The sequence below is a fragment of the Pseudomonas sp. RV120224-01b genome (genome assembly GCF_003208145.1).
In the GTDB taxonomy this organism is placed as follows: Bacteria; Pseudomonadota; Gammaproteobacteria; order Pseudomonadales; family Pseudomonadaceae; genus Aquipseudomonas; species Aquipseudomonas monteilii.
Genome location: NZ_QKMQ01000017.1, coordinates 36436 through 60769 on the forward strand (window position 1 = coordinate 36436; position 24334 = coordinate 60769).

The 24334-nt window shown below is 62.8% G+C and carries 26 protein-coding genes; 19 read left to right on the plus strand and 7 right to left on the minus strand.

Going from position 1 to position 24334, the window contains the following annotated elements; genetic code table 11:
• Window positions 1-49: 49 nt before the first annotated feature.
• The 3 genes from N436_RS22240 to N436_RS22250 form a co-directional block, all read right to left on the minus strand.
• Window positions 50-925: a universal stress protein gene (locus N436_RS22240; RefSeq protein WP_110741965.1), complete on the minus strand. Its 876-nt coding sequence runs from the start codon at window positions 923-925 to the stop codon at window positions 50-52.
• Between the two features lie 159 nt (window positions 926-1084).
• On the minus strand, window positions 1085-1387 hold the full coding sequence (locus N436_RS22245; RefSeq protein ID WP_110742035.1) for an AzlD family protein: 303 nt from the start codon (window positions 1385-1387) through the stop codon (window positions 1085-1087).
• Window positions 1384-2103 carry an AzlC family ABC transporter permease gene (locus tag N436_RS22250; RefSeq protein WP_110741966.1) on the minus strand — a complete coding sequence of 240 codons (720 nt, stop codon included), beginning with the start codon at window positions 2101-2103 and terminating at the stop codon, window positions 1384-1386. The genes N436_RS22245 and N436_RS22250 overlap by 4 nt, the downstream gene beginning before the upstream one ends.
• 119 nt (window positions 2104-2222) lie before the next feature.
• On the opposite strand from N436_RS22250, the gene N436_RS22255 reads away from it, so the two are divergent.
• Complete coding sequence (locus N436_RS22255) at window positions 2223-2687, plus strand: Lrp/AsnC family transcriptional regulator (RefSeq protein ID WP_218274929.1); 465 nt, start codon at window positions 2223-2225, stop codon at window positions 2685-2687.
• 18 nt (window positions 2688-2705) lie between these two features.
• On the opposite strand, the gene N436_RS22260 is transcribed toward N436_RS22255, so the two are convergent.
• Window positions 2706-3557, minus strand: coding sequence for a LysR substrate-binding domain-containing protein (locus tag N436_RS22260; protein WP_110741967.1), 852 nt, complete (start codon window positions 3555-3557; stop codon window positions 2706-2708).
• A gap of 287 nt (window positions 3558-3844) precedes the next feature.
• Here N436_RS22260 and N436_RS22265 point away from each other — a divergent pair, with 287 nt between their 5' ends.
• The 7 genes from N436_RS22265 to N436_RS22295 all read left to right on the plus strand — a co-directional run bounded on the left by N436_RS22265 (window position 3845) and on the right by N436_RS22295 (window position 11272).
• Window positions 3845-4684 (plus strand): transporter substrate-binding domain-containing protein, encoded by an 840-nt coding sequence (locus N436_RS22265; protein WP_110741968.1) that lies wholly within the window; start codon window positions 3845-3847, stop codon window positions 4682-4684.
• Window positions 4684-5418 carry an amino acid ABC transporter permease gene (locus N436_RS22270; protein ID WP_110741969.1) on the plus strand — a complete coding sequence of 245 codons (735 nt, stop codon included), beginning with the start codon at window positions 4684-4686 and terminating at the stop codon, window positions 5416-5418. The genes N436_RS22265 and N436_RS22270 overlap by 1 nt, the downstream gene beginning before the upstream one ends.
• Window positions 5408-6088 (plus strand): amino acid ABC transporter permease, encoded by a 681-nt coding sequence (locus N436_RS22275; protein WP_025753198.1) that lies wholly within the window; start codon window positions 5408-5410, stop codon window positions 6086-6088. Before N436_RS22270 ends, N436_RS22275 begins: the two co-directional genes overlap by 11 nt.
• The gene (locus N436_RS22280) at window positions 6078-6896 is read left to right on the plus strand and encodes an amino acid ABC transporter ATP-binding protein (protein WP_110741970.1); all 819 of its coding nucleotides are present in this window, start codon (window positions 6078-6080) and stop codon (window positions 6894-6896) included. The genes N436_RS22275 and N436_RS22280 overlap by 11 nt, the downstream gene beginning before the upstream one ends.
• Window positions 6897-6924: 28 nt before the next feature.
• Window positions 6925-7515: a cysteine dioxygenase family protein gene (locus N436_RS22285; RefSeq protein ID WP_110741971.1), complete on the plus strand. Its 591-nt coding sequence runs from the start codon at window positions 6925-6927 to the stop codon at window positions 7513-7515.
• Window positions 7516-7675: 160 nt separating this feature from the next.
• Entirely contained in the window at window positions 7676-10366 is a 2691-nt protein-coding gene (metC, locus tag N436_RS22290) for a cystathionine beta-lyase (protein WP_110741972.1), read from the plus strand.
• A 120-nt stretch (window positions 10367-10486) separates the two neighbouring features.
• Window positions 10487-11272, plus strand: a complete 786-nt coding sequence (locus N436_RS22295; RefSeq protein WP_110741973.1) for a 2-keto-4-pentenoate hydratase — start codon at window positions 10487-10489, stop codon at window positions 11270-11272.
• Here the strand turns inward: N436_RS22295 and N436_RS22300 are convergent.
• Complete coding sequence (locus tag N436_RS22300; protein WP_105948657.1) at window positions 11262-12080, minus strand: helix-turn-helix domain-containing protein; 819 nt, start codon at window positions 12078-12080, stop codon at window positions 11262-11264. The two genes, N436_RS22295 and N436_RS22300, sit on opposite strands and share 11 nt — an antisense overlap.
• A 106-nt stretch (window positions 12081-12186) precedes the next feature.
• On the opposite strand from N436_RS22300, the gene N436_RS22305 reads away from it, so the two are divergent.
• From N436_RS22305 to N436_RS22355, 11 genes are all read left to right on the plus strand, one after another.
• Window positions 12187-12501 carry a DUF2834 domain-containing protein gene (locus tag N436_RS22305; RefSeq protein ID WP_110741974.1) on the plus strand — a complete coding sequence of 105 codons (315 nt, stop codon included), beginning with the start codon at window positions 12187-12189 and terminating at the stop codon, window positions 12499-12501.
• A 97-nt stretch (window positions 12502-12598) separates the two neighbouring features.
• The gene (locus tag N436_RS22310) at window positions 12599-12832 is read left to right on the plus strand and encodes a hypothetical protein (RefSeq protein ID WP_105948660.1); all 234 of its coding nucleotides are present in this window, start codon (window positions 12599-12601) and stop codon (window positions 12830-12832) included.
• Between the two features lie 140 nt (window positions 12833-12972).
• Entirely contained in the window at window positions 12973-14004 is a 1032-nt protein-coding gene (gene pstS / locus N436_RS22315; RefSeq protein WP_105948661.1) for a phosphate ABC transporter substrate-binding protein PstS, read from the plus strand.
• 70 nt (window positions 14005-14074) lie between these two features.
• Window positions 14075-15040: a phosphate ABC transporter permease subunit PstC gene (pstC, locus tag N436_RS22320; protein ID WP_105948662.1), complete on the plus strand. Its 966-nt coding sequence runs from the start codon at window positions 14075-14077 to the stop codon at window positions 15038-15040.
• Entirely contained in the window at window positions 15040-15933 is an 894-nt protein-coding gene (gene pstA / locus N436_RS22325; RefSeq protein ID WP_016714318.1) for a phosphate ABC transporter permease PstA, read from the plus strand. Before pstC ends, pstA begins: the two co-directional genes overlap by 1 nt.
• A 51-nt stretch (window positions 15934-15984) precedes the next feature.
• Window positions 15985-16770, plus strand: a complete 786-nt coding sequence (pstB, locus tag N436_RS22330; protein WP_060499193.1) for a phosphate ABC transporter ATP-binding protein PstB — start codon at window positions 15985-15987, stop codon at window positions 16768-16770.
• Window positions 16771-16860: 90 nt separating this feature from the next.
• On the plus strand, window positions 16861-17559 hold the full coding sequence (locus tag N436_RS22335; RefSeq protein ID WP_110741975.1) for a hypothetical protein: 699 nt from the start codon (window positions 16861-16863) through the stop codon (window positions 17557-17559).
• Entirely contained in the window at window positions 17559-18158 is a 600-nt protein-coding gene (locus N436_RS22340; RefSeq protein WP_110741976.1) for a hypothetical protein, read from the plus strand. Before N436_RS22335 ends, N436_RS22340 begins: the two co-directional genes overlap by 1 nt.
• Window positions 18159-18498: 340 nt before the next feature.
• Window positions 18499-19686 carry a porin gene (locus N436_RS22345; RefSeq protein WP_016714314.1) on the plus strand — a complete coding sequence of 396 codons (1188 nt, stop codon included), beginning with the start codon at window positions 18499-18501 and terminating at the stop codon, window positions 19684-19686.
• Window positions 19687-19925: 239 nt separating this feature from the next.
• Window positions 19926-21089: a nitric oxide-sensing protein NosP gene (nosP, locus tag N436_RS22350; protein WP_110741977.1), complete on the plus strand. Its 1164-nt coding sequence runs from the start codon at window positions 19926-19928 to the stop codon at window positions 21087-21089.
• Complete coding sequence (locus N436_RS22355) at window positions 21019-22956, plus strand: NahK/ErcS family hybrid sensor histidine kinase/response regulator (protein ID WP_371920931.1); 1938 nt, start codon at window positions 21019-21021, stop codon at window positions 22954-22956. The genes nosP and N436_RS22355 overlap by 71 nt, the downstream gene beginning before the upstream one ends.
• A gap of 106 nt (window positions 22957-23062) precedes the next feature.
• Here N436_RS22355 and N436_RS22360 read toward each other — a convergent pair whose 3' ends face one another.
• Both N436_RS22360 and N436_RS22365 read right to left on the minus strand, forming a co-directional pair.
• Window positions 23063-23728, minus strand: coding sequence for a response regulator transcription factor (locus N436_RS22360; protein WP_105947873.1), 666 nt, complete (start codon window positions 23726-23728; stop codon window positions 23063-23065).
• A gap of 54 nt (window positions 23729-23782) precedes the next feature.
• Complete coding sequence (locus N436_RS22365; protein WP_110741979.1) at window positions 23783-24331, minus strand: PQQ-dependent catabolism-associated CXXCW motif protein; 549 nt, start codon at window positions 24329-24331, stop codon at window positions 23783-23785.
• Window positions 24332-24334: the final 3 nt, after the last annotated feature.

The window sequence follows — 24334 nt, forward strand, 5'->3', positions numbered from 1 at the left end:
AGTATATAGCGAATTTGCATGCGATGTCCGCTCAGCTTCGTTCAGAGGCTTAGGGTGCCACCAGCACATCACACTGCGATTCGTTCAGTACATGCTTGGTGACGCTACCCACCAACAGTTCCTCCAGCGCGCTAGTACCCTGCTTGCCGACCACGATCAGGTCGCATTCCAGCTCCTGTTCCTGTTCGGCAATGCGCCAGCCGGGGTCGCCATGCACCACGATCTGCCGTGCATCGGGCATGCCGGTTGCCTTGCTCAGGGCGGCGAGCTGTGTCACTGCATCTTTGCGGATCACATTGCGGTAGTGGGTGAGGGTGTCGTGGTCGATATGGGCGAAGCGCACGCTGCTTTCGAACGGAGCTTCGTACACATGTAACAGGATGATCTGGGCCTGTGGGGCAATACGCCTGGCCAACGCGATGGCGCGCAGCGATACGGGGGAAAAGTCGACGGGAACCAGCACGGTGCGGTAGGCATCACGAGGGGCAGGCTTGACCACCAGCAAAGGGCAGGGCATGCGGCTGAGCATTTTCTGCACGGTCGAGCCCAGCAGCAGGCGCCGGGCCACGCTTTGGCCCCTGGCGCCGCACACCAGCAGGCTGCTGTGCTTGTCCTGTACCACCCGGGTGATTTCCGTGGTCACCGAGCCGCTGGCAACCTGCACACCTGCAGAGATGTCGTAGCGCTGGAACAGCATGGCGGCCAGCGCGTGGATTTTTTCCCCGGCGCTATCCAGTACGCGCTTCAACAGGTCGTCGTCAGGCACTACCAACTGCTTCAGGCGCTCGAAGGGTGCAGGGTTGGCAACGTAGAGCAGGTCAAGCGAGGCCTGTTGCGCCTTGCTCAGGTAGGCGGCGCGCTCCGCAGCGTTGCGGGCATAGGGGGACAGGTCGGTGGCAACCAGTATGTGTTTCAGCGGGTTCATGTGGGGCTCCTTGTCCAAGGTTGCGCACAAGGGTCAAGGGTGAACCTTGAGCCCTGTGCGCCTGGCGGTGCTTGAGTCATTCCGTGCTTGCAACCATCGTCGCGCGAACCCGGCGCGAGGGCTTGATGTGTGTCAATGGAATGGAGAAGCCGCAGCGGATCATGCGGGCAACAGCACGCGCAGCACCCCTGTGACGACAATGGCAAACACCACCACCGGCAAGAGGGAAAAGCGCGTAGCTGCATACACCGTAAGCCCTAGCGCAATCAGGTCGGCCGGGTGCCCGGAAACGAACTTGGGTGCGATCACGGCAATCAGCACGCAGCCGGGTGCAGCGTTCAGCACTTGGGTCAGTTGTGGCCCCAGGGTGCGGTTACGCAGCAGCAGAAAACCCAGCGCACGGGTCAGGTAGGTAACCACGGCCATGGCCACAAGGGTGACCAGCGTAGCAACGTCAATCATGGCTTGGCCCACAGGTAAGCGGTCACCAGGCCGGCCACGGTACCCGCGAGCACGTACCAGCCACCGGGAATCAGCAGGTAGAACAGCGCTGCGGTGAACAGGCTGAACAGCCATGGCAGGGCGGCATGCACACCTTTCCACATGCCTTTGAGCAGCACCAGGAAGACCGCAGCGAAGGCCATGTCGAAGCCGTAGCTGCGCAGGTCGCCGAGCAACGGCCCGATTTGCGCGCCAAGGCTGGTGAAAGCCACCCAGGTGACCCACAGGCACAACGCTATGCCCATGAAGTATCGCAGGCTGAAGTCGCCGCGCTGACGTGCATCGGCCAAGCCCATGGCCCAGCTCTCGTCACACATGAAAAACAGCGCCGCCAATGCCTTGGGCAGGGGCAGATGGCGCAAATACGGTGCCAGGGTCGCGCCCATCAGCAGGTGGCGGCTGTTGACCAGCAAGGTCATGGCAACAATCACCAGGATTGCCGGCGGTGATGTCCACAGCTCGATAGCGGCGAACTCCGAGCCACCACCGAAGTTGAGCCCGGTCATCAGTGCCACTTCGCCGGCTGCCAGCTGGTGCTGCGAAGCTTGCGCGCCGAGTACCAGGGCAAAGGGGATGAACCCAAGCAGCACCGGCACGGCGGCGATGGCGCCACGGCGCAGCTCTGCTTGTGGTGTGGTGGCGGGGGGATTGTTCAGTACAGGTTCAAGGGTATTCATGGTCACCTCCAGTGGAGGAAAAGTATTCCAATGAATCGCTGAAATTGGCTTGCGTAGTTGCGTTGATGCGCAGAGCATTTGGCATCTGCTACCGAAAATATCGAAGAAGAGGTTAGTCAATGCCAATCAAGCTTGATGCCATCGACCGGCGCATCCTGCGAGCACTGCAGCGCGACGGCAGGTTGCAGAACCAGGAACTGGCCAAACAGGTGGGGTTGTCTCCCTCGCCGTGCCTGCGACGCGTACGCCTGCTGGAGGAGGCCGGGGTGATCGAGCGCTACGTAGCCTTGCTGGACCCGGCCAAGGTCGCGCTGGGCCTGACCCTGTTCGTGCGGGTATGGCTGAAACGTCAGGACCAGGACACCACTGACGCGTTTGTCGAAGCCGTGCGCCAGTTGCCCGAAGTGGTGGAATGCCATGTGATGGCGGGCGATTGCGACCTGCTGTTGCGGGTGGTGGCGGCAGACCTGGAAGCGTATCGGCGTTTTCAGATCAAGCACCTGACCAGCCTGAGCGTGGTGCAGAACGTGAAGACTGAAGTGCCAATGGAGAAGATCAAGCTGACCACCGAGCTGCCGGTGTAGCTGCAAGGGCTGTGGGCATCAAAGCCCTGCGCTGGCGCGCACCATCGCATAAGCCTGGCGCACCAGCGGGTTGACGGTGTTGGCCCGCACCCACAGGTGGTAGGTCACGTCGGGTAGCGCTGGCAGGCCATCGCTTTGGCCGAGTACGCGCATGTCCGGCCCGACCATTTCCTGGCTGCGTGCAGTAATGCCCAGGCCGGCGCGCACTGCCGCCTTGACGCCGATCAGGTTCGACGCCAGGTACGCCTGGCGCCAGGCGATACCGGCCTGTTCCAGCGACTCCAGGGCCAGTTTGCGGTAAAGGCTGGGTTCGTCCACCAGCACCAGCGGCAAAGGCTCGCCGGGCAGGTGCTGATACTGCGCCGCGCATATCCACCACACCGGCGAGGTGCGTAGTGCAAAGCCTTCCAGGCCGGGGGCCGTGCGCGTGGAAATAACCATGTCGACCTTGCCGCGCTGCAGGTCTTCCATCAGGAACGGGCTGCGGCCGACGTCGATTTCCAGGCGCAGGTTGGGCGCCGAGCGGGCAATGTGGCTGAGCAGCGGTGGCAGGATGGTGTCGGCGATGTCGTGCGGCGAACCGATCCGCAGCACACCGCTGGGGCCATCCAGGCGCAGGCCTGCCAGCGCTTCGTCGTTCAGCGCAAGCATTTGTCGGGCATGGCGCAGCAGCTGGCGGCCAGCGTCAGTCAGGGACTTTTGGCGGCCCTGCTTGCGTAACAGTGGTACGCCCACCTGCTGCTCCAGGCGTTGCATATGCTGGGTGACTGATGCCTGGGTACGCCCCAGATGGCGGCCTGCTTCGGCAAAGCTGGCGTGGTCGGCGATGGTGACGAAGGTGCGAAGCAGGTCGAGGTCGAGGGCGCTCATGGCGTGCTCAGGCAAGTGAGTGGGAGGGGCGCGCAGTGCTATTTCGCCGTTTTTACATTACTGATGCGTGATGAAAGATAATGAATTGTTATCTATTGGTCGATGCCGGAACAAGAGGGAATTAACAGAGCCCTCATTTTACGGAGCTTATGCCTGTTTTCAGCATTTGCTGAATGTTCTGAGTTATAACGATAGGCAATATTTGAATTTCCCCTCATCCCTGCAACTTTCTAGGATGCGCCCTCATTGGCCGGGCGTTCCGGCTGCCGGGATGAGGAACCCCCACCATGTCGCTGACCACCGTTGCCCGTCGCGGGCTGTTCGCATCGTTGCTCACCACTGCCACGCTGGCCGCCAGCGGGCTGGCCCAGGCCGATGCCACCCTGGACAAAATCCAGCAACGTCACAAACTGGCTGTGGGTGTGGTGCTGTCCGGCGGCCCGTTCGGTGCCATCGACCCGGCCACCCGTGAACCGATCGGTTTCAGTGTCGACCTCGCGCGTGACCTGGCGCGCCAGCTGGGCGTGGCGGTCGACCTGGTAGCGGTGCAGCCGGCCAACCGCGTGCAGTTTTTGCAGCAGGGCAAGGTTGACCTGCTGATTGCCAACATGGAGTGGACCCCCGAGCGCGACAAGTTGCTGGGCCACGTACCCACGCCGTTCTACCGCGTGGGCGGCAGCGCAGCGCTGGCCAAGGACAGCCCGATCAAGACCTGGGCCGAGCTCAAGGGCCAGCCGGTGTGCACTTCGCAGGGTAGCAGCTACACCCAGGCGCTGATTGAGTTGGGTGCCGACCTCAAGGCCTTCAAAACCTCCGCCGAGTCGCTGCTGGCGCTGCGCGGCAACAACTGCGTGGCTGCCGTGCACGATGCCACCCTGATCAACCCGCTGCTGGCCAAGGGCGGTGAGTGGAGCGCTTACCGCGCCCTGGCCCCCGAGCTCAACCCGGCCCCGTCGGTAATCTGGACGCGCTTGGGCGAGACTGATACCCAGCAACGGCTGGACCCATTCGTCAAGCAATGGCACCGCAGCGGCTGGCTGATCGAGCGTGAACACGCCAACCACATCACCCCGGCCTCGCCTGCGCTGGTAGAGCTGCGTGCCAAGCTGCAGGGCGAAGGCGCCTGATGAGCGAGGTTTTGCACGGGCTGGTCGGGCAGCTCGCCCAGGTTGGCCTGAACTACAGCTTCCTGCTCGACGCCTACGCCAGCGGCAAACTGCTCGAGGGCGCGCTGACCACTGTTTGGCTGTGTCTGTTCAGCGTGGTCGGCAGCCTGCTGGTCGGTGTGCTGCTGGCAGCGGCGCTTACCTCGGGGCGCCGCGGGTTGGCCTGGCCGGCGCGGGCCTTCATTGAAGTCACGCGCAACACACCCACGCTGGTGCAGTTGTATTGCGCGTTCCTGGTGCTGAACATGCTGATCAACCAGAGCCTGGGCAATGCCAACCCGATGACGCCGTTCGCCTGGGTGGTGCTGGTGATTTCCCTGCACAAGGGCGCTTTCCATGCCGAGGCCCTGCGCGCCGGTATCGAGGCGGTGCCGGCGGTGACCCTGGAAGCCGCCAGCTCGCTGGCGTTCAGCCGCCGCCAGCAACTGCTGCAGGTGCAACTGCCACTGGCCGTGCGCTTTGCCTTGCCGGCGCTGGTCAACAACCTGATCGACCTGGTGAAGATGACCGCTGTGGCATCGGCGATTGCCGTCAACGATATCACCTACGCCGCGATCATGATCTGGACCCAGGGCGACAACGTCATCGAGCTGATGATCCTGATCCTGGCCTTTTACGGCCTGCTCAGCTTCGCCGTCAATTGTGCCGGTCGCGCCCTGGAAGCGCGCCTGAGGATGCCCGGCTATGGCCATTGAAAACCTCGCCACGCTGTGGCATTGGTCACCGACCCTGGGGGCGGGCCTGCTGCAAAACATCCAGATCAGTGTTGGCGCCATCGGCCTGGGCACGTTACTGGGCTTGCTGGTGGGCATTGTGCTGCTGTCGCCCTTGGCGCCGATGCGCGGTATCGCACGGCTGTGGGTGCAGGTGTTTCGCAATGCGCCTTGGCTGGTGCTGATCTACTTCACCTCGTATGTGTTCCCGTTCGATATCCAGGTTGCCGGCACCTGGCTCACTTTCCCCGATTGGCTGAAGGTCACGATCGGCCTGGCCCTGCCGGCCAGTGCCAACGTGGCTGAAATCTTCCGTGGTGCGGTGGCCTCGATCCCGGCCACTCAATGGGAGGCGGCGCGCTCGCTGGCCTTCAGCCGGGCGCAGATCTTCCGCTCGATCATTCTGCCGCAGTGCCTGCGGCGCATGCTGCCGCCCTGGATGAACCTGTACGCCGTGGTCACCATGGGCACCGCCCTGGCTTCGCTGGTGGGCGTACACGACGTGATCGACAGCGCGCAGATCGCCGCCAACACCGTCAACCGCAGCGGCTTCACCGTGCTGGTGTACTTCAGCGTGCTGGCGCTGTTCTTCGCCTACTGCTACCCGATTGCCCGCCTGACCCAACGCCTGGAGCGCCGCTATGCCTTCTGAACCCTTGATCCAGCTGCGTGACGTGCACCTGGCCTTTGCCGACAACCCGGTGTTGCGCGGCATCGACCTTGACGTGCAGGCCGGGCAGGCAGTGTCGATCATCGGCCCGTCCGGCTCTGGCAAGTCGACCATCCTGCGCTGCATGACCGGCCTGCTGCGGCCGCAACGCGGCAGTATTCGCATTGGGGATACCCAGGTCGAACGGTTGCGCAGTGAGGCCGAGTTGATTGCCTTGCGCAAGCAGGTGGGCTTCGTCTTCCAACAGTACAACCTGTTTCCGCACCTGAGTGTGCTGGATAACCTGCTGATCGCCCCGACCAAGGTGCTGGGCCGTGACCGTGGCGAAGCGCGTGACCAGGCCCTGGCACTGCTCGACAAGGTACGTTTGGGCCACAAGGCGCGGGCTTTTCCCGGTGAGCTGTCGGGTGGACAGCAGCAGCGGGTGGCTATCGCCCGTGCCCTGGCGATGCGGCCTGAGCTGATCCTGTTCGACGAGGTGACCTCGGCGCTGGACCCGGAAATGGTCGGCGAAGTGCTGGCGGTGATCCGCGAGTTGACCGAGGAGGGCATGACCTGCGTGCTGGTCACCCATGAAATGCGCTTTGCCGAAGAAATCAGCGATCAGGTGTATTTCACCGAGCATGGCCGCATCGTCGAGCACGGCAGTGCCGAGCAGCTGTTTCATGCGCCGCATAACGAACGTACCCGTGCTTTCCTGCAGCATGCGCTGGGCGAGGGCAGCCAACGCCCAAGCCGCCCGGCGCCCGATGTATTCAGCAACCTGGGGCGCTACAGCCTCAGCGTTTGATCTCCGTTAGCCAGAAGAGAGACCCGCAATGTCCCGTGATTCCGTGATCCAGCCGTTCCTGGCGCAAGTGCGCGCTATTCATGAGCGTGGCGTCGACCGCGCCGCGTTGCAGCAGATCGTCCTCTTGCTCGAAGGCCTTGCCGAGCGCCGGGATCTGTTCAATTTCGAGGGATTCCCGGCGCCGGATGCCACGACCGGTGAAACCCAGTTCCGCTACCGGCTGAACGACGATGGCGAGTCGCCGACCTTGTATGTGAACTCGCTGCTGCCGGGCAAGGCGACCCTGCCGCACAACCACGAGACCTGGGCGATCATCGTCGCCGTCGAGGGGCAGGAACTGAACCGGGTGTACCGCCGTGAAGACGACGGCAGCGACCCGGCCCGCGCGCGTTTGGTGCTGGAGCAAGAGATCGTGGTGCAGCCAGGGACCTCGGTGGCGTTCCTGGGCGAGGACCTGCATGGCATTCGTGTCGAGGGTGATCGGCCGACCTTGCACTTCCACCTTTATGGTCGGCCGCTGGAGTCGCTGGAGAACCGCTACGGCGTGAAGGATGACGGCAGCGTGGTGAACTACAACAAATCGCAGATGGCACCTTCGATCAAAGCTTTCGGCCTCTGATTTTCGTTGCCTGTACTGGCCTCTTCGCGGGCAAGCCCGCTCCCACAGGGATCGCGTAATGCTCAAGGCCCGCGCAGTACCTGTGGGAGCGGGCTTGCCCGCGAAGGGGCCAGTACAGGCATTGCAATTTTCCAATCCAATCGACCACGGACTGCGTCCCATGACCCCCAGCATCACCCCCGCGCACCTGCATGACTGGCTGTTCGACGGCCAGGAGATCGCCCTGTTCGACCTGCGCGAGCACGGCCAGTACGGCGAGGCGCACCTGTTCTACGCGGCAAACCTGCCCTACAGCCGGCTGGAAATCGAGGCCCCGCGCCTGGCGCCCAACCCGGCGGTGCGTGTGGTGGTTTACGACGCAACCGGTGGCGAACTGGCCCAGCGTGGCGCCCAACGCCTGCAGGCGCTGGGCTACACGGCCGTGCACTGGCTGGAAGGCGGCAGCCTGGGCTGGCAGGCGGCCGGCTTCGAACTGTTCGCGGGTGTGCACCTGCCGTCAAAAGCCTTTGGCGAGTTGGTCGAACATGCCTGCCACACGCCGCGCATCAGCGCCCTGGAGCTGGCGCAATGGCAGCGCCAGGGCAAGCCGCTGGTGCTGCTCGATGGCCGGCCACTGGACGAGTTCGCCAAGATGAATATTCCCGGCGCCACCTGCTGCCCCAACGGTGAGCTGGGCTACCGCCTGGAAGATCTGGTGCAAGACCCACACACACCGATAGTGATCAACTGCGCAGGGCGCACCCGCAGCATCATCGGCGCGCAAACCTTGATCAACCTTGGCATCGACAACCCGGTCTTCGCCCTGGAGAACGGTACCCAAGGCTGGTACCTGGTCGACCTGCCACTGGAACACGGTGGGCAACGTGGGTACCCAGCGCACAGTGGCCAGGCACTGGGGCGGCAACGGGCACGCGCCACGGGGTTGGCACGCAAGGCCGGGGTGGAGTGGGTGGCAGCGGCGCAAGTGCAAGCCTGGCACCAGGACGCACAACGCACGCTGTTCCTGTGCGATGTACGCACGCCAGAGGAATTTGCCGCGGGCAGCCTGCCCGGCGCGCAACATTGCCCTGGTGGGCAGCTGGTGCAGGGCACCGACCTTTACATCGGCGTGCGCAAGGCCCGGGTGGTACTGTTCGACGACGATGGCGTGCGTGCCCCGGTGGTGGCCAGTTGGCTCAAGCAGATGGGGCATGATGCCTGCGTGCTTGAAGGCGGCCTGAGCAGTGGCCTGGCATTGCCGTCCAGGCCTCCGCTGGCAGTGACCTTGGCCGAAGCAAGCGCCGAAGAACTCGACGGCGCCTTGCTGCTGGACCTGCGGCCGAGCACGGCCTATCGCAAGCGCCACCTGCGCGGCGCGCACTGGGCGATTCGCCCTTTACTGGCCGAGCAAGTGCAGCAGCAACTCCGACGTCTGGTGTTCATTGCCGACGACCCACGCGTCGCCGAGCTGGCGCTCAGCGAACTGCCCGATGACCAACGATTGGCCGCGCGTCTGTTCCCCAAGGCCCTGTTGGCCGAGTGGCCGCACGTTGAAGACGACACTTCGCTGGCAGACGCCGCGTGCATCGACTTCCTGTTCTTCGTCCATGACCGACACGCGGGCAACAAGGAGGCGGCACGTCGCTACCTGGCCTGGGAAACCGGCTTGATCGCACAGATGAGCCCCGCCGAGATCGCCAGCTTTGCGCCACTGACCCAAGGCGAGCCGGTCGCCACACGGTTGGTTCACGCCGGGCGTGGCGAGCCGGGCCAAGGTGCCCATGGCGTCAACCCACCCGTCAGCCGGCTGAGCACGGTGCTGTTCGACAGCGTCGCCGACCAGCGCCAGGCGCGCAGCGTTCGTGACCAGCAACGGGTGCTGAGTTACGGCGCCCGTGGCAACCCTACGGCGTTCGCCCTTGAAGACCTGGTCAGCGAGCTGGAGGGCGGCTACCGCACCAAATTGTTCGCCACCGGGCTGCAGGCCATCACCCAGACGTTTCTTGCCTACCTGCGCCCCGGCGACCATGTGCTGCTCAGTGATGGCGTGTATGGCCCGGTGCGGCGCCTGGCACGCGAGCTGCTGCAGCCGTTTGGCGTGCAGGTCAGCTATTTTGCCGCAGACGGCCATGGCCTGGCGGCCGCGCTGCAGCCGAACACGCGCATGGTCTACAGCGAAAGCCCGAGTTCGTTGCTATACGAGCTCAACGACCTGCCGGCCATGGCCGCGTTGTGCAAGCCCCGCGGGATTCTACTGGCGGTCGATAACACCTGGGGTTCGGGCTACCTGCATCAGCCATTGGCGCTGGGCGCGGACATTTCGGTGATGGCCCTGACCAAATACCTGGGCGGGCACAGCGACGTGATGATGGGGAGCGTTTGCACCACCCGTGAGGCCTTCGCCGCGTTGTCGCGCAGCAGTGACACCTGTGGTTGCACGGTCAGCCCGGACGATGCCTGGCTGGTGTTGCGTGGCGCACGCAGCCTGGCCAGCCGCATGGCAGTGCATGAACGCCAGGGCCTGGACATAGCCCGCTGGCTACAGGCCCGTGAAGATGTGGCGCGGGTGTACCACCCGGCGTTGCCGGAGCATCCGGGCCACGCCCTGTGGCAGCGCGACTTCAAGGGCAGCAATGGCCTGTTGAGCATCGAACTCGCCGATGCCAGCCTGGCGCGGGCCGAAGCATTCATCGATCGCCTGAGCCTGTTCGGCATCGGTGCCTCCTGGGGTGGCTATGAGAGCCTGGTGACCCTGGCCGAGCTGGGGGAACGCAGCTTCGCTACCCCCGTGCGTGGTGCCTTGGTGCGCCTGCATGTGGGCCTGGAAGATGTCGGCTCACTGCAGCGCGACCTGGACCAGGCACTGCGCTGATCAGGGATGAAGCGGGCCATAACAATTTGTGATGCATTGCATCATGACAATATATTTATCCTTATCAATTTCAGGCCCTAGCATCTGTCGTCCGCCATCACCCATCCTCATGAGGTCTTGATGAACAGTCCGCTCTTCGTACACCAACGTACCGCAGCCTTGCTTCTGCAGCACTGGCACAGCGGTGACCTGCTGACGGAGCTGCCCGCCAGCCTCAGGCCCGAGACGCTGACGCAAGGCTACGACAGCCAGGACCAGTTGTTTGCTGCCGCCGCTGGCCCGCGCGTCGGGTGGAAGCTGGGTGTCGGCAGCCCCGCGGGCATGCGTGCAGCCAATTTGTCCCGGCCCCTGATTGGCCAGCTGGAAGCCAAGCGCTGTCACGCAAGCGGTGTGCACATCGAACTGCCTGCTGTAACGCCCGTCACTATCGAATGCGAGGTCGCCTTCGTGCTCGACCGTGATATCCCTCCGCAAGCCGGGCGGGTACCGGTCAGTGAGGATATCCGCGCCACCTGCGTCACGTTCGAAGTGGTGCGCTCGCGTTTCGTTGACCGCAAGGCTGTCGGCTGGCCGAGCTTTGTCGCGGACAACGTCGGGTTTGAAGCACTGGTGGTCAGCGACAGCCTGGGCGCAGGTATCGACATACCCCTGTTGGCCGACCTGGCGGAAACCACCGAGGTTTACGTGGACGGTGAATGTCGGGCGCGGGGTTTGTCTGGCGATGCGGCAACCGACCCGCTGGTATCGCTGGCTCACCTTTATGCCCACGCCGCCGAGCGTGGGCAGACCCTGAAGGCGGGTGATGTGGTGACCACCGGGGCGATGTGCCAGCCGTTCGACCTGAATGGAACCGGGCATCAGGTCAGTGCCAGGTTCCTGGGCCAGACGTTGTCGTTCACCCTGTAACGGCCGACCACTGTTCGAATGCCGCCTGCATCCGCTGCCGTGTCTGTGGGTCGGCAGGGATCAGGTGCTCGATGCGCAGTGATTGCACGGTAATGTCCTGCGGCATGCCGAACGTGGTGAAGGTGGACAGAAACGTCAGCACGCCGTAAGGCGTGCATACACGGGTGAGCAACACGGGAGCCGCCACCGCCGTTTCAAGCGGGCTGACCGGGGCCGGCAGGCCGTGCAAGCGCTCGGCCAGTGCCGGGTTGCCGGCGGCCTCCCTGGTGGCGCGCTGCCAGGCAGCGGCGCGGATCTCCTGCGCATTGGCCAGGTGATCGCCCAGGCCGCCAGGGCAGAGCAGTGTTTGCAACAGGTTGAGCCCTGTCACTGGTTGCGCCGTAACACCTGCCATCGCCAACAGCAGGCCGGTGCTGGTATTGGCTGCGATGACGTCCCAGTTGCTGTCGATGACGATGGCCGGTGCGGGGTTGTTCACCTGCAGGATATGGTCGATAGCGGTATGGACCAACGCCAGTTCAGGCGCATCGAGTGGCGAGGCCGCGTAGCGGGGCGCGTACCCGGCGGCGACGAATACCTCATTACACAACGCCAGCGGCGCGCCAAGGGCCGAAAGCAGGGCATGCAAGGTGCTCGGGCTGGCCTTGGCGCGCCCGGTTTCCACACAGCTCAGGTGACGCTGCGACAGCCCCGCCAGCAGCGCCAGTTCCAGTTGGCTGAGGTTGGCCTGCCGGCGCAGCTGACGCAGATGCTGGCCCGCCGGGGTCTGTGGGGCTGGGGTGTTTCGATGGAAAAGATGCGGATTCATGCGTTGCCCTGATCGTCCTTGAGTGCAATGTCCATGACCTCACGGGTCATTGAGCGCAAGCAACCCTATCACTACTGTGCTGGCAAACCCTACCAAGGAGAACGAGATGGGCTTGCGTATCTGCGCGCTGGCATTGCTGGTGCTGTTTTCGCTGTATACCGGCTGGACGATGCTGATGGCCGAGCAGTCGCTGCTGGCGTTCGGGCTGGCGCTGTTGTCGCGGCCAGACACCGCCCAGGTGGTCATTGACCTGTACCTGATGGCGGGCCTGGCTTGCGTCTGGATGGTGGCGGACAACCGTAAGCGAGGGCGCGGAGGGCTCACGGTGCTGCCCTACCTGTTGCTGACCGCTGTGTTCGTTTCATTGGGGCCGTTGCTGTACCTGGTGGTCAGAGGCGTTGCCGGGGGGCGCCAGCCATGAGTAATTACCGGGCCTGATGAGCGCACGCGCAATTTTGCATGAGTAAGCTTGATGCTTTCCCTTAGCAGTACTAATACTAAAGAACTGCCGAAGAGGGATGATCATGCAGACGCGCTTCGTTGTGGTTCCTGCCGTGCCGCTCCAGAAAGAAATCTACCCACGCCGCCTCGGCTTTCCTGCCGTGTTGGCGGAGGGCTACGACCTTTATGACACGCAAGACAAGATGCGCTTGAGCCTCAACTTCCCGACCCGGGCTGCGGCGGAGTTCGAGTGCCTGTGCCGTAACCGCTGCCCTGAAACAGATGAGGGGGGTATTGCCGGCCTTGGTTGATGCCGGTGAGCCGCGCATGGCATCAATCTGCCGTGATGGCGCAACCAGAAAGCTCTAACGTGCGGCCTGCCATTCAATAGTCACAAAGCTGTAACACAGCTGATGCAAAGTGTGCCGGCCATCACACGGAGCACATTTTGATGAAACGCCTGATGAAGTCTGCTGCACTCGCTGTTGCCGTTTCCCTCTGCGCCACTTCGGCAGCCTTTGCTTCCGAAAACGTTCGCCTGACCGGTTCCGGTGCCAGCTTCCCTGCACCCATCTACCTGACCTGGTTCAAGGACTTCAGCAAGAACACCGCTGGCGTCACCGTTGATTACCAGTCCAAGGGGAGCGGGGCGGGCGTACAGGACTTCCTGAACAAGACCGTCGACTTCGCCGCCAGCGACTCGGCCATGAGCGAAGCAGACATTGCCAAGGTTGGCGAAGGCGTGCAGTTGCTGCCAATGACCGCCGGTGAAATCGTGCTGGCTTACAACCTGCCGGGCAACCCTAAAGGCCTGAAGCTGCCGCGCGATGTGTACTCCAACATCTTCCTCGGCAAGATCACCCAGTGGAACGACCCGCAAATCGTTGCGGCCAACCCTGAGCTGAAGCTGCCTGCCACCCCGATCACCGTGGTGGTACGTGCCGACTCCAGCGGTACCACCGCCGTCTTCACCAAGCACCTGTCGGCCATCAACGCTGACTTCAAGCAAGGGCTGGGTGAAGGCAACACCGTTAACTGGCCGGCCACCGACAAGTTCATCAAGTCGCCGAAAAACGATGGCGTAACCGCTACCGTCCGCCAGACCCCAGGCGCCATCGGCTACATCGAGTACGGTTTTGCCAAGCTGGCCAAGGTCGACTTCGCCGTGCTGCAGAACAAGGCTGGCCAATACGTCGTGCCTAACGCCGAGAGCGGCGCCGAGGCACTGGCTGCGGTGAACATGCCGGAAAACCTGGTGGCCTGGCTGCCGGACCCAACCGGTGCCAAGTCCTACCCGATCACTTCCTACACCTGGATGATCTTCCGCAAGGACAACGGCAACCCGGCCAAGGCCAAAGCCATGCGTGAAATGGTCGAGTACAGCCTGACCAAAGGCCAGACCATCGCCGATTCGATGGGTTACATCCCGCTGCCACCGTCGGTTGTCGACCAGGTGCGCAAAGCGTCGGCCAACATCCAGTAATACCCAGGCGCTCCCGGTATGGCAGTGAAGCCGTGCCGGGAGTGTTTGTCCCTTGTCCCGGAATTTGCCCATGAACACACCCTTTGCCATACCGGATAACCCCGACTCCGCGTGCCAGCCACCGTCTGCGAAAGACTTCCTGGTTGACCGTACCTTCCGTGCGCTTGCACGCATTGGTGTGGTGCTGGTACTGGCGCTGGTCGTCGCGCTGGTCTACGAAGTGGGCCGCAAGGCACTGCCAGGCATTGAAAAACACGGTTTTGACGTGCTGTTCGGCACTGTCTGGGACGTTAACCAAGGCAAGTACGGTATTCTGCCAGCGATCTGGGGCACGCTTTACAGCGCCCTTATCGCACTGTTGATCGCCGGTTTCTTCGGCGTCAGCATGGCCATTTTCCTTACCCAGGATTTCCTGCCGGCACGGCTGGCTGCCGTGTTCCGCACCATCGTCGAGCTGCTCGCCGCCATCCCCAGCGTGGTGTATGGCCTGTGGGGCATCTACGTCGTTATCCCTGCCATCCGCCCGCTGACCACCTGGTTGAACAGCGAGCTGGGCTGGATCCCGTTCTTCGGCACCTCCCTGAGTGGCCCTGGCCTGCTGCCTGCGGCGCTGGTGTTGGCCATTATGATCCTGCCGACCATTGCCGCCGTTTCTCAGGATGCGCTCACCAGCGTACCGATGAAAACCAAGCAGGCGGCCTACGGCATGGGCACCACGCACTGGGAAGCCATCCTCAAGGTGATGGTGCCATCCGCTGCCACCGGCATCTTCGGCTCGCTGGTGCTGGGCCTGGGCCGTGCCCTGGGTGAAACCATGGCGCTGGCCATGCTGGTCGGCAACGCCAACACCATTTCCGTGTCCCTGTTCGCCCCGGCCAACACCCTGGCGGCGCTGTTGGCGCTGAACTTCCCGGAAGCCGGCCCGAACGAGGTCGAAGTACTGATGTACGCCGCACTGGTGCTGATGTTCATCACCCTGCTGGTGAACGTGCTCGGCTCGATGATCATGCTCTACGCCCAGCGGGGTAACAAATAATGACTGACCTCAGCACCCCAACAACTGCTTTGCCCAGCCTGCAGCGCAAGCTGGAAGGCCGTGCCCTGCGCAGCCTGATATTGACCACGCTGGCCTGGGTTGCGGCGCTGGTGGCCAGCGTGCCGCTGATCTCCGTGCTGTACATGCTGGTTACCCGCGGCGGTGCACGCCTTAACCTGGAAGTGTTCACCGAGCTGCCACCCACCGGCTTCGAAATGGGCGGTGGCTTCGGCAACGCCATGGCCGGTACCTTCGTCATGGTCGGTATCGCCGCGGCCATCGCGGTGCCGGTTGGCATCCTGGCGGCGGTATTCCTGGCCGAACTCGGGCCGGACAGCAAGCTGGCCAACGCCGCGCGCTTTGCCGCCAAGATGCTCACTGGCCTGCCGTCGATCCTGGCCGGTGTATTTGCCTACGCCCTGGTGGTGATGACCACCGGTACCTATTCGGCGCCGGCAGGTGGCGTGGCACTGGCGGTACTGATGCTGCCGATCGTGGTGCTGACCGCCGAAGAGTCGATGAAGATGGTGCCCAAGATCATGAAAGATGCTGCCTACGGCATGGGTTGCACCCGTGCACAGGTGATCTGGAAGATCGTCTTGCCCACCGGCCTGCCGGCCATCCTGACCGGCGTCATGCTGGCCGTGGCCCGCGCCGCTGGCGAAACCGCGCCTCTGCTGTTCACCGCGCTGTTCAGCAACTACTGGATTTATCACGACGGCAGCCTGGCGGTCATGAACCCGACTGCCTCGCTGGCCGTACTGATTTACAACTTCTCCGGCATGCCGTTCGACAACCAGCTGGAGCTCGCCTGGGCGGCCTCGCTGGTACTGGTAATGATCGTGCTGGTAATCAACATTCTTAGCCGTGTATTCGGCAAGCCCAAGTATTGAGAAAGGGAGCATCCAAACTTGAACGTATCCACAGCACAAAAGGCCGCTCCCATGGTCAACGAAGCCCCCATCGTCATGGACTGCAAGCTGGACAAGATCTTCTACGGCAACTTCATGGCCGTACGCGACAGCCATGTGCCGATCCGCAAGAACGAAATCACCGGCTTCATCGGGCCGTCCGGCTGCGGCAAGAGTACCGTGCTGCGTAGCCTCAACCGCATGAACGACCTGGTCAAAGGCTTCCGCTTCGAAGGGCATGTGCACTTCCTGGGCCAGGATGTCTACGGCAAGGGCGTCGACCCGGTAGTCGTGCGCCGCTACATCGGCATGGTGTTCCAGCAGCCCAACCCGTTCTCGATGAGCATCTTCGACAACGTTGCCTTCGGCCTGCGCCTGAACCGCTACAAGGGCGACCTGGGTGACCGCGTGAAGCACGCCCTGCAAGGCGCCGCCCTGTGGGACGAAGTGAAGGACAAGCTCAAGGTCAGCGGCCTGTCCCTGTCTGGCGGCCAGCAGCAGCGTCTGTGTATCGCGCGCGCCATCGCCACCGAACCGGAGGTGCTGCTGCTGGACGAGCCGTGCTCGGCACTCGACCCGATCGCTACCCGCCGCGTGGAAGAGCTGATGGTCGAACTGAAGAAGGACTACACCATCGCGCTGGTCACCCACAACATGCAGCAGGCGATTCGTGTCGCCGACACCACCGCGTTCTTCTCGGTCGATATCTCCCAGGGTACCCGTACCGGTTACCTGGTCGAGATGGGCCCGACCACGCAGATTTTCCAGAACCCGCGTGAACAACTGACTGCCGACTACATCAGCGGCAAGTTCAGCTGATCACTTTTCAAGGTGGCCGGGCGTTGCAGCCAGGGAGGCTGCAACGCCCGGCCGCGTTACCTTCCGTTAAAGTGTTACCCGGGATTTCCAATGCGAGTGATGCGTCGTCTTGATCTGTCAGCGGTAGAGCGCGCACTGCGTGAGGTGCAGGGCCGCTTTGCCGAACTCAGCCAGCATTTCACCGAACCGAGGGACCCGTTCACCGACGAGGTGCTGCTGAATGTGCTTGAAGGCTATGCCCTGATTGACGACTATGTCGCTCGCGGTATCGACCTGTTCGACCTGCAACAGCTGAACCTGATGCTGGAAATCAATGCCACCGTGCTGTGCGGCAGCGACCCGGCCCGCCGCCTGGAGTTCGCCCCTCACCTGGCTGCAACCGAGGCGCACTTTTTCAACAACGTCGAAGGTGGCATCAAGGATTTGTACAACTGGTACTGCTCGTACCGCAGCGATTCGGTCTGGAAGCGGGCTGCCGGTGTGTATGTACGTATCCTCAGCAAGCCGCAGCTGTTCATCGAAGGCAACAACCGCACGGGTTCGCTCATTGTCAGCTATTTGCTGATGCGTGCCGGGCTGCCGCCATTCGTGCTGTCGCTGGATAACGCCGAGGGTTACTTCAACCCGTCCTCGGTCATTCGCAACTCCGCCAAACACGGTGTCAAGGCTTTGTACGAACTACCCAAAATCAAGAAAAAGTACGCCGCTTTCCTTGAAGCGAAGGCGCCTGAGCCCGGCAAGTTCTTCCTGACCAGTACGCCTGTGCCTGCCTGCGAGAGGAGCCGCTGATGCTTCGCTCATCCATGCTCCAGCGCGGGCGCCAAGCCATCGAGCGCAAGCTCAAACGTGGCCAGTTGCGCATTTCCTTCGATATCGACGACACGCTCGCCTGCCTGCCTGAGCACGCTGATGTCGAGGACAGCAAGCTGCCGGGCTTCGTCCACCGCTGGTTGGGCGAACCCCTGCGCAGTGGCACGCGTTCGCTGATCCGCGACCTGCGCCGCCAGGGTTGCAGCATCTGGATCTATACCTCCTCGGGGCGCACACCGGCCTACATTCGCCGCTGGCTGATGCTGTATGGCATCCATGTCGATGGCGTGGTCAACAGCGACCGGCACCAACACATCCTGGCCCAGAAGGGCCTGGAGAATTCCCCCTCGAAGTTACCCTCGGCGTTCGATATCGACCTGCATGTCGATGACTCCGAAGGGGTTCGGCTGGAAGGCGTCGACCACGGGTTCCGCGTTGTGGTCGTGTGCCCGAAGGATGAGAACTGGACACAGAAGGTGAAGGACGCGGCGGTCGATGTGCAGGCACGGCTGGCCTGGCAGCAACCGCACCGCTACGAAATGCCACTGCGCCAGCGTTCGCAGGCGCTTGCTTCCTGAAGTAAAGCGATAAAGGGGCTGCTTTGCAGCCCATCGCCGGCAAGCCAGCTCTCACATGTACAGCGCAAACCTCAAGTTATGCGCGGTCTCTGTGGGAGCTGGCTTGCCGGCGATGGGCCGCAAAGCGGCCCTATTTCGTTCAGGTGTATTGATACTTGCCAGTCACTCATGCGTACACCCTAAGTCCTGCATCCTGCCCCAACCTGGTACCAGCACCAAATCACCGCACCCCATCCTCCAATCCAAAGCACCCAACACCCCGCCCCAAAGCAGCGTATCTGGCAATTTGCCCTGTTCTGATAATCGCCTCCGACATCCAGTCCCCTGTTTGGAGCGCGCCATGTACAACAACAATAAGCACCTGCCGCCTCGTTTCCTCGCCGCCGCCATCGCCAGCTTTTCTGCCCTGGGCCTGAGTGGCGTCGCCGAAGCCGAGATCATGCTGTACGACAAAGACCAGACCACCTTTTCCACCGACGGCTACATCAATGCCTTCTACGTCAACAGCAAGGTCGACCGCGAAGGCGAGCAGTTCGATCGCCGCCAGTCGCGGGTGAAAATGGGCTTCTTGCCCAACTACCTGGGCTTCAACATGGGCAAGCAGGTGGATGACCTGAAGCTCGGCGCACGTGCCTCGTTCTGGGTCACCATCAACGACAGTGAAACCAACGGCACCGACACCGCCATCGACGTGCGCCAGTTCTACGGCACAGTGGCCAATCCCGAGTGGGGCGAGGTGTTGATCGGCAAGGACTTCGGGCTGTTCGCCCGTTCCAACATCCTGCTCGACGAACTGCTGGCCGGCTACGGCCAGGTCAGTGACACCTTGGGGCTGGTGGACGGCGGCGGGGTGTCGTTCGGCAACATCGGCAGTGGCTACCCATACCCGTTCCCCACCTCGCAGATCACCTACCGCACCCCGGTAATGGACGGCCTGCGCGTGGCGGTGGGCATCATGGACCCGGTGGACACCAACGACAGCAGCCCGACCGGCAAGGCCTACCAGGAAAACCCGCGTACCGAGAGCGAGATTACCTACCAGTTCGACCTGGGCGGGGCGCAGATCTACAGCTGGGTCAACGGCAGCTACCAGACCTCCGACAACACCGACTCGACGGTAGAGACGATCACGTCCAAAGGTGTTGGCTATGGCGTGCAGGCGAAGATGGGCGGGCTGTCGCTGACCGGCTCGGGGTTCCAGGCCAAGGGTATCAACCCGTTCTTTACCAACAATGCCGGCGAACCGGTCTTGCGTAACGTCGACAGTGACGGCTACCTGTTGCAGGGTTCGTACAAGGTCGGCAAGAACCGCATTGCCTTGTCGTATGGCAAGACCAAGGACGACGGCAACGGCGCGGTGGGCAGCGGTGCGGACTACGAGACCCGTGGCGTGGCACTGTTCCATGACGTCAACGACAACCTGAAGCTGGTGGCCGAGTACAACCAGTTTTCCATCGATGGTCATGACACCAGTGCGCAGAACGAAGACACCGATACCTTTGCAGTGGGTGCGGTGTTGACCTGGTAGATTTTTGGGGCTGCTGCGCAGCCCATCGCCGGCAAGCCAGCTCCCACAGGTACAGTGCTGATCTCCGGCTTTACGCGGTCCCTGTGGGAGCTGGCTTGCCGGCGATGGGCCGCAAAGCGGCCCCAAATGAAATGGCCATTTACGCCCATGGAACCGCCCACCCGCTACCCAAGTAGCATTCGTCCCTCGCAAACACCTTCGTACACTTGCCACTCAGCCACCCCGCGCCGGAGACCCCAATGCAGCAGGCTCAAAACGACGGTGTGGTCAGCGCCATGTCCCAGGCCACCGACGCCCGGTTGGCCGCCCAGGACCTGGCGCGGCAATTGCTGCATCCGCACCTGGGTTTCGTGCTGTTCTTCTGCTCCGCCGAATACGACTTGCAGGCCTTGGGCGAGGCCCTGGAGCAGGGTTTCGGCGGCATCCGCCTGGTCGGTTGCACCAGCGCCGGCGAAATCACGCCCCAGGGGTACGGCCGTAATTGCGTCACAGCCCTAGGCTTTGATCACCGGCACTTTTCCATCGCCACCGCGCTGATCGATGAAATGGAGCACTTCAGCCTGATCGACGCGCAGCAGATGGTCGAGCGCCTGGTCGGCACCTGCCGCAGCAATACGCTGGCACCCATCAAGGGCCACAGCTTTGCCCTGACCTTGCTCGATGGCTTGTCCAGCCGTGAGGAAATGGTGCTCGCGGCCCTCAGCGCGGCCTTGGGTGATATCCCGCATTTTGGCGGTTCAGCCGGTGACGACAACTACCTCACCCGCACCCATGTGTACTACGGCGGCGCGTTTCACAACGGTGCGGCCGTGGTGGTGCTGGTCAACACCTGGCTCGATTTTGAAGTGTTCACCACGCACCACATTTTGCCGCGCCAGGAAAAGCTGGTGGTAACCGGCGCCGACAGCGCCCAGCGCCGGGTTTTCGAACTGAATGCCGAGCCCGCAGCCGAAGAGTACGCCCGCCACATCGGCGTACCCGTGGCTGCGCTCGACCATCGGGTGTTCGCCGCCCACCCGCTGGCTGTACGTATTCACGACCAGTACTACGTGCGGGCGATCCAGCAGGTGCACCCGGACCTGAGCCTGAGTTTTTACTGTGCAGTGGAAAACGGCATCGTGCTTACGGCCATGACCCCGGGCCCGCTGTTGCCTAACCTGCACCAGCTGTTCGACGGCCTGCGCCAGCGCCTCGGGCCGCTGCTGCTGACCATTGGTTGTGATTGCTTCCTGCGGCGGCTGGAACTGGAGGCCCGGCAGGGCCTGGAACCGGTCGGCGCGTTTCTGCGTGAGCAGCGGGTGATCGGCTTCAACACCTACGGAGAACAGTTCAATGGCATGCACATCAACCAGACCTTCACCGGGGTCGCCATTGCCCGCAATCGGCCTCCTGTCGGGCGCTGAACTGCAGGCCGAGGTCACCCGGCTGCAGCACGAAAACCAAAAGCTGCAGCGGATCAACGGTGCGTTGATCGAACGCATCGAGTCTGGGGTAACCCGGGGTAACGATCCCTATGCGGCGTTTCAGCATTCCGTGGTGCTGGCCGAGCAGGTGCGTGAACGCACCGATGCCCTGAACCAGGCCATGGCCGAGCTCAAGGCCGTCAACCGCTTGCTCAGCGAGGCCCGGCAGCGGGCCGAGACCGCCCACCAGCACCAGATTCGCCTGATTACCGATAATGTACCGGCGCTGATCGCTTACCTGAACGCCGATCTGGTCTACGAGTTCACCAACAAGGTGTATGAAGAATGGTATTGCTGGCCCCACGGCGTAATGCTTGGCCAGAGCCTGCGCGAGGCCCACAGCGAACAGCATTACCAGCGCCTGGAAGCCTATGTGGCGCGGGCGCTGGCGGGGGAGAGCGTCACCTTCGAATTTGCCGAAACCAATATCAATGGCCAGGAACGCTACATGCTGCGCTCCTACGTGCCGAACCGCCTGGCCAGCGGCGAGGTGGTGGGCATCTTCGTGTTGATCCGCGACATTACCGAGCGGCGCAACACTGCCCAGGCGCTGCACCAGGCCTATCAGCACCTGGAGCAGCGGGTGCGTGAACGCACCGCCGAACTGACCAGCCTCAACGACCAGTTGCTGCGTGAAATCGAAGAGCGAAGCCAAGCCGAGGCTCGCCTGCGCGAGGCCAAGCGCGAGGCCGAACAGGCCAACCTGTCGAAAACCAAGTTCCTCGCAGCGGTCAGCCACGACCTGCTGCAACCGCTGAATGCGGCGCGGCTGTTCACCAGCGCATTGCTGGAGCGCCGCGACCCGCAAGACAGTGCCCACCTGGTACGTAACGTCAGCAATTCGCTGGAAGATGTGGAGAACCTGCTCGGCACCCTGGTGGACATTTCCAAGCTCGATGCCGGGGTGATCAAAGCCGATGTCGCCCCGTTTGCCCTGCGCGAACTGATGGACAACCTTGCTGCCGAATACGCACAGGTGGCGCGCAGTGAAGGCCTTGAACTGCATTTCGTGGGTTGCTCGGCGGTGGTGCGCAGTGACATCCAGCTGCTGGCGCGGATCCTGCGCAACCTGCTCAGCAATGCCATTCGCTATACCCGCAGCGGGCGTGTGGTGCTGGGCTGCCGGCGCCTGCGTGGCGGCCTGCGGATCGAAGTGTGGGACAGTGGCATCGGCATTGCCGAAGAGCACCTGGACGACATGTTCCAGGAGTTCAAGCGCGGTGATGTGCAGCGCCCGGACCAGGACCGCGGGTTGGGCCTGGGCCTGGCGATTGTAGAAAAAATCGCCGGCATCCTTGGGCATCGGATACGGGTACGTTCATGGCTTGGCAAAGGCTCGGTATTTGCCGTCGAAGTGCCACTGAGCACCACCGCGCCCAAAACCCAGCCGAGCCAGGTGGTCAGCGAGCCGATGCTTGAACGCCTGCGCGGTGCGCGGGTGTGGGTGCTGGATAACGACGCGGCGATTTGCGCCGGCATGCGCACCTTGCTGGAGGGGTGGGGCTGCCGGGTGGTCACGGCGCTGTCGGAGGAAGACCTGGCGCGGCAGGTGGACAACTACCATGCCGAAGCCGACCTGCTGATAGCGGATTACCACCTGGACAACGACTGCAACGGCGTCGACGCCGTGGCGCGGATCAATGCCCGGCGCACCCAGCCATTACCGGCGCTAATGATTACCGCGAACTACAGCAACGACCTCAAGCAGCAGATTCGCGAGCTGGGCCACACCCTGATGCATAAGCCGGTGCGGCCGATGAAGCTCAAGACGGCGATGAGTCATCTGCTGGCCGGCAGCATGACATAGCCGCTGGCCTCTTCGCGGGCTCGCCCGCTCCCACAGGAATTCTACAGGCTTCGAACCTGCACAATACCTGTGGGAGCGGGCGAGCCCGCGAAGAGGCCAGAACAGGTTAACGCCGCAGGTAGTCAGCAAAATCAATATCACCAGCACTCAGGATGGCCTGCACCCGATTATGCACATTGAGCTTGCGCAAGATCGCCGAAACATGGGCCTTGACCGTGGTTTCGGCGATGTCCAGCGTGTAGGCGATCTGCTTGTTCGACTCACCCTTGGTCATGCGCTCCAGCACCAGCAGCTGCTTGCGCGTCAGGGCCTGGAGCATTTCCGGTGGGAAGCTCGGCGCCTCGTTGTGGCGCCGGCCGGTGCTGCTTTTCTGGGCGCGGATGATGTCGGGCGGCAGGTAGACATTGCCGTTGAGGATCTGCTCGATCGCTTCGATCATCTGCGAACGGGGCGAGGACTTGGTAATGAAACCCACGGCACCGTAGGTGATGGCCTGCAGCACGATCTGCTTTTCCTGCTCGGCCGAAACGATCACCACCGGGGTGGTCGGCGCCTCGTTGCGCAGGGTAATCAGGCCGTTAAGTCCGTGCATGCCGGGCATGTTCAGGTCGAGCAGGATCAGGTCGAGGTCGTCGTGCGCCTGGGTCAGGGCCAGGGCGCTGTCCAGGTCGGCGGTTTCCATGACCTCGCTGCCCTGGAAGCCATCGCTGATGACGTTGTGGATGGCTTCGCGAAACAGCGGGTGATCGTCGGCAATCAAAATTTTGTACATGGCCTTTTCACCTTGTTTTTATTGGAGGGGGCGGGGCACGCATTTGCAGGCAGTTCAGGGAAAGGGCACGGGTTGCGCTGGCTGCAGTGGCAGGTTGGCCTGCTGCCAGGCGTCCAGGCCGTCGCGGTACCAGTACAGGTTGTTGTAGCCCAGGGCTTTAGCGCGTTTTACCGCGTTCCAGCTTAACCAGCAATCGGAGCGGCAATAAAAAACCAGGGGGTGCTCCGGGTGCCCGGCAGTGGCTTTTTGCAGGTTGCGCACGAAGTAGTCCTGCCAGGCCGGGCTCAGCTCGCCGTCGCCGGTGTTGGCCAGCCAAAGGCTACCGGGGAGGTTGGCGTGCGGTTCGTCTTCGATGAATTGGCCTTGCAGCCATTGGCGGCGATAGACGTCGATCAGTACGGGCCTGGGGCTGTGTGCCAGCAGCTTTTGCAGCGTGGCGGTGTCGATGACCTGGCCGCCCTCGACCTGTTGCGGGGTCGGGCTGCGGTAGAGGGTGGCGCGGTAGCCTTCGGCGGAAAACAGCGGGGTGGTGTCGGCCTGGGCGATACCCAGTGACAGACACAGCGAAAGGGCAGCCAGCAAAGGGCGCGGGGCACGTGGCATGGT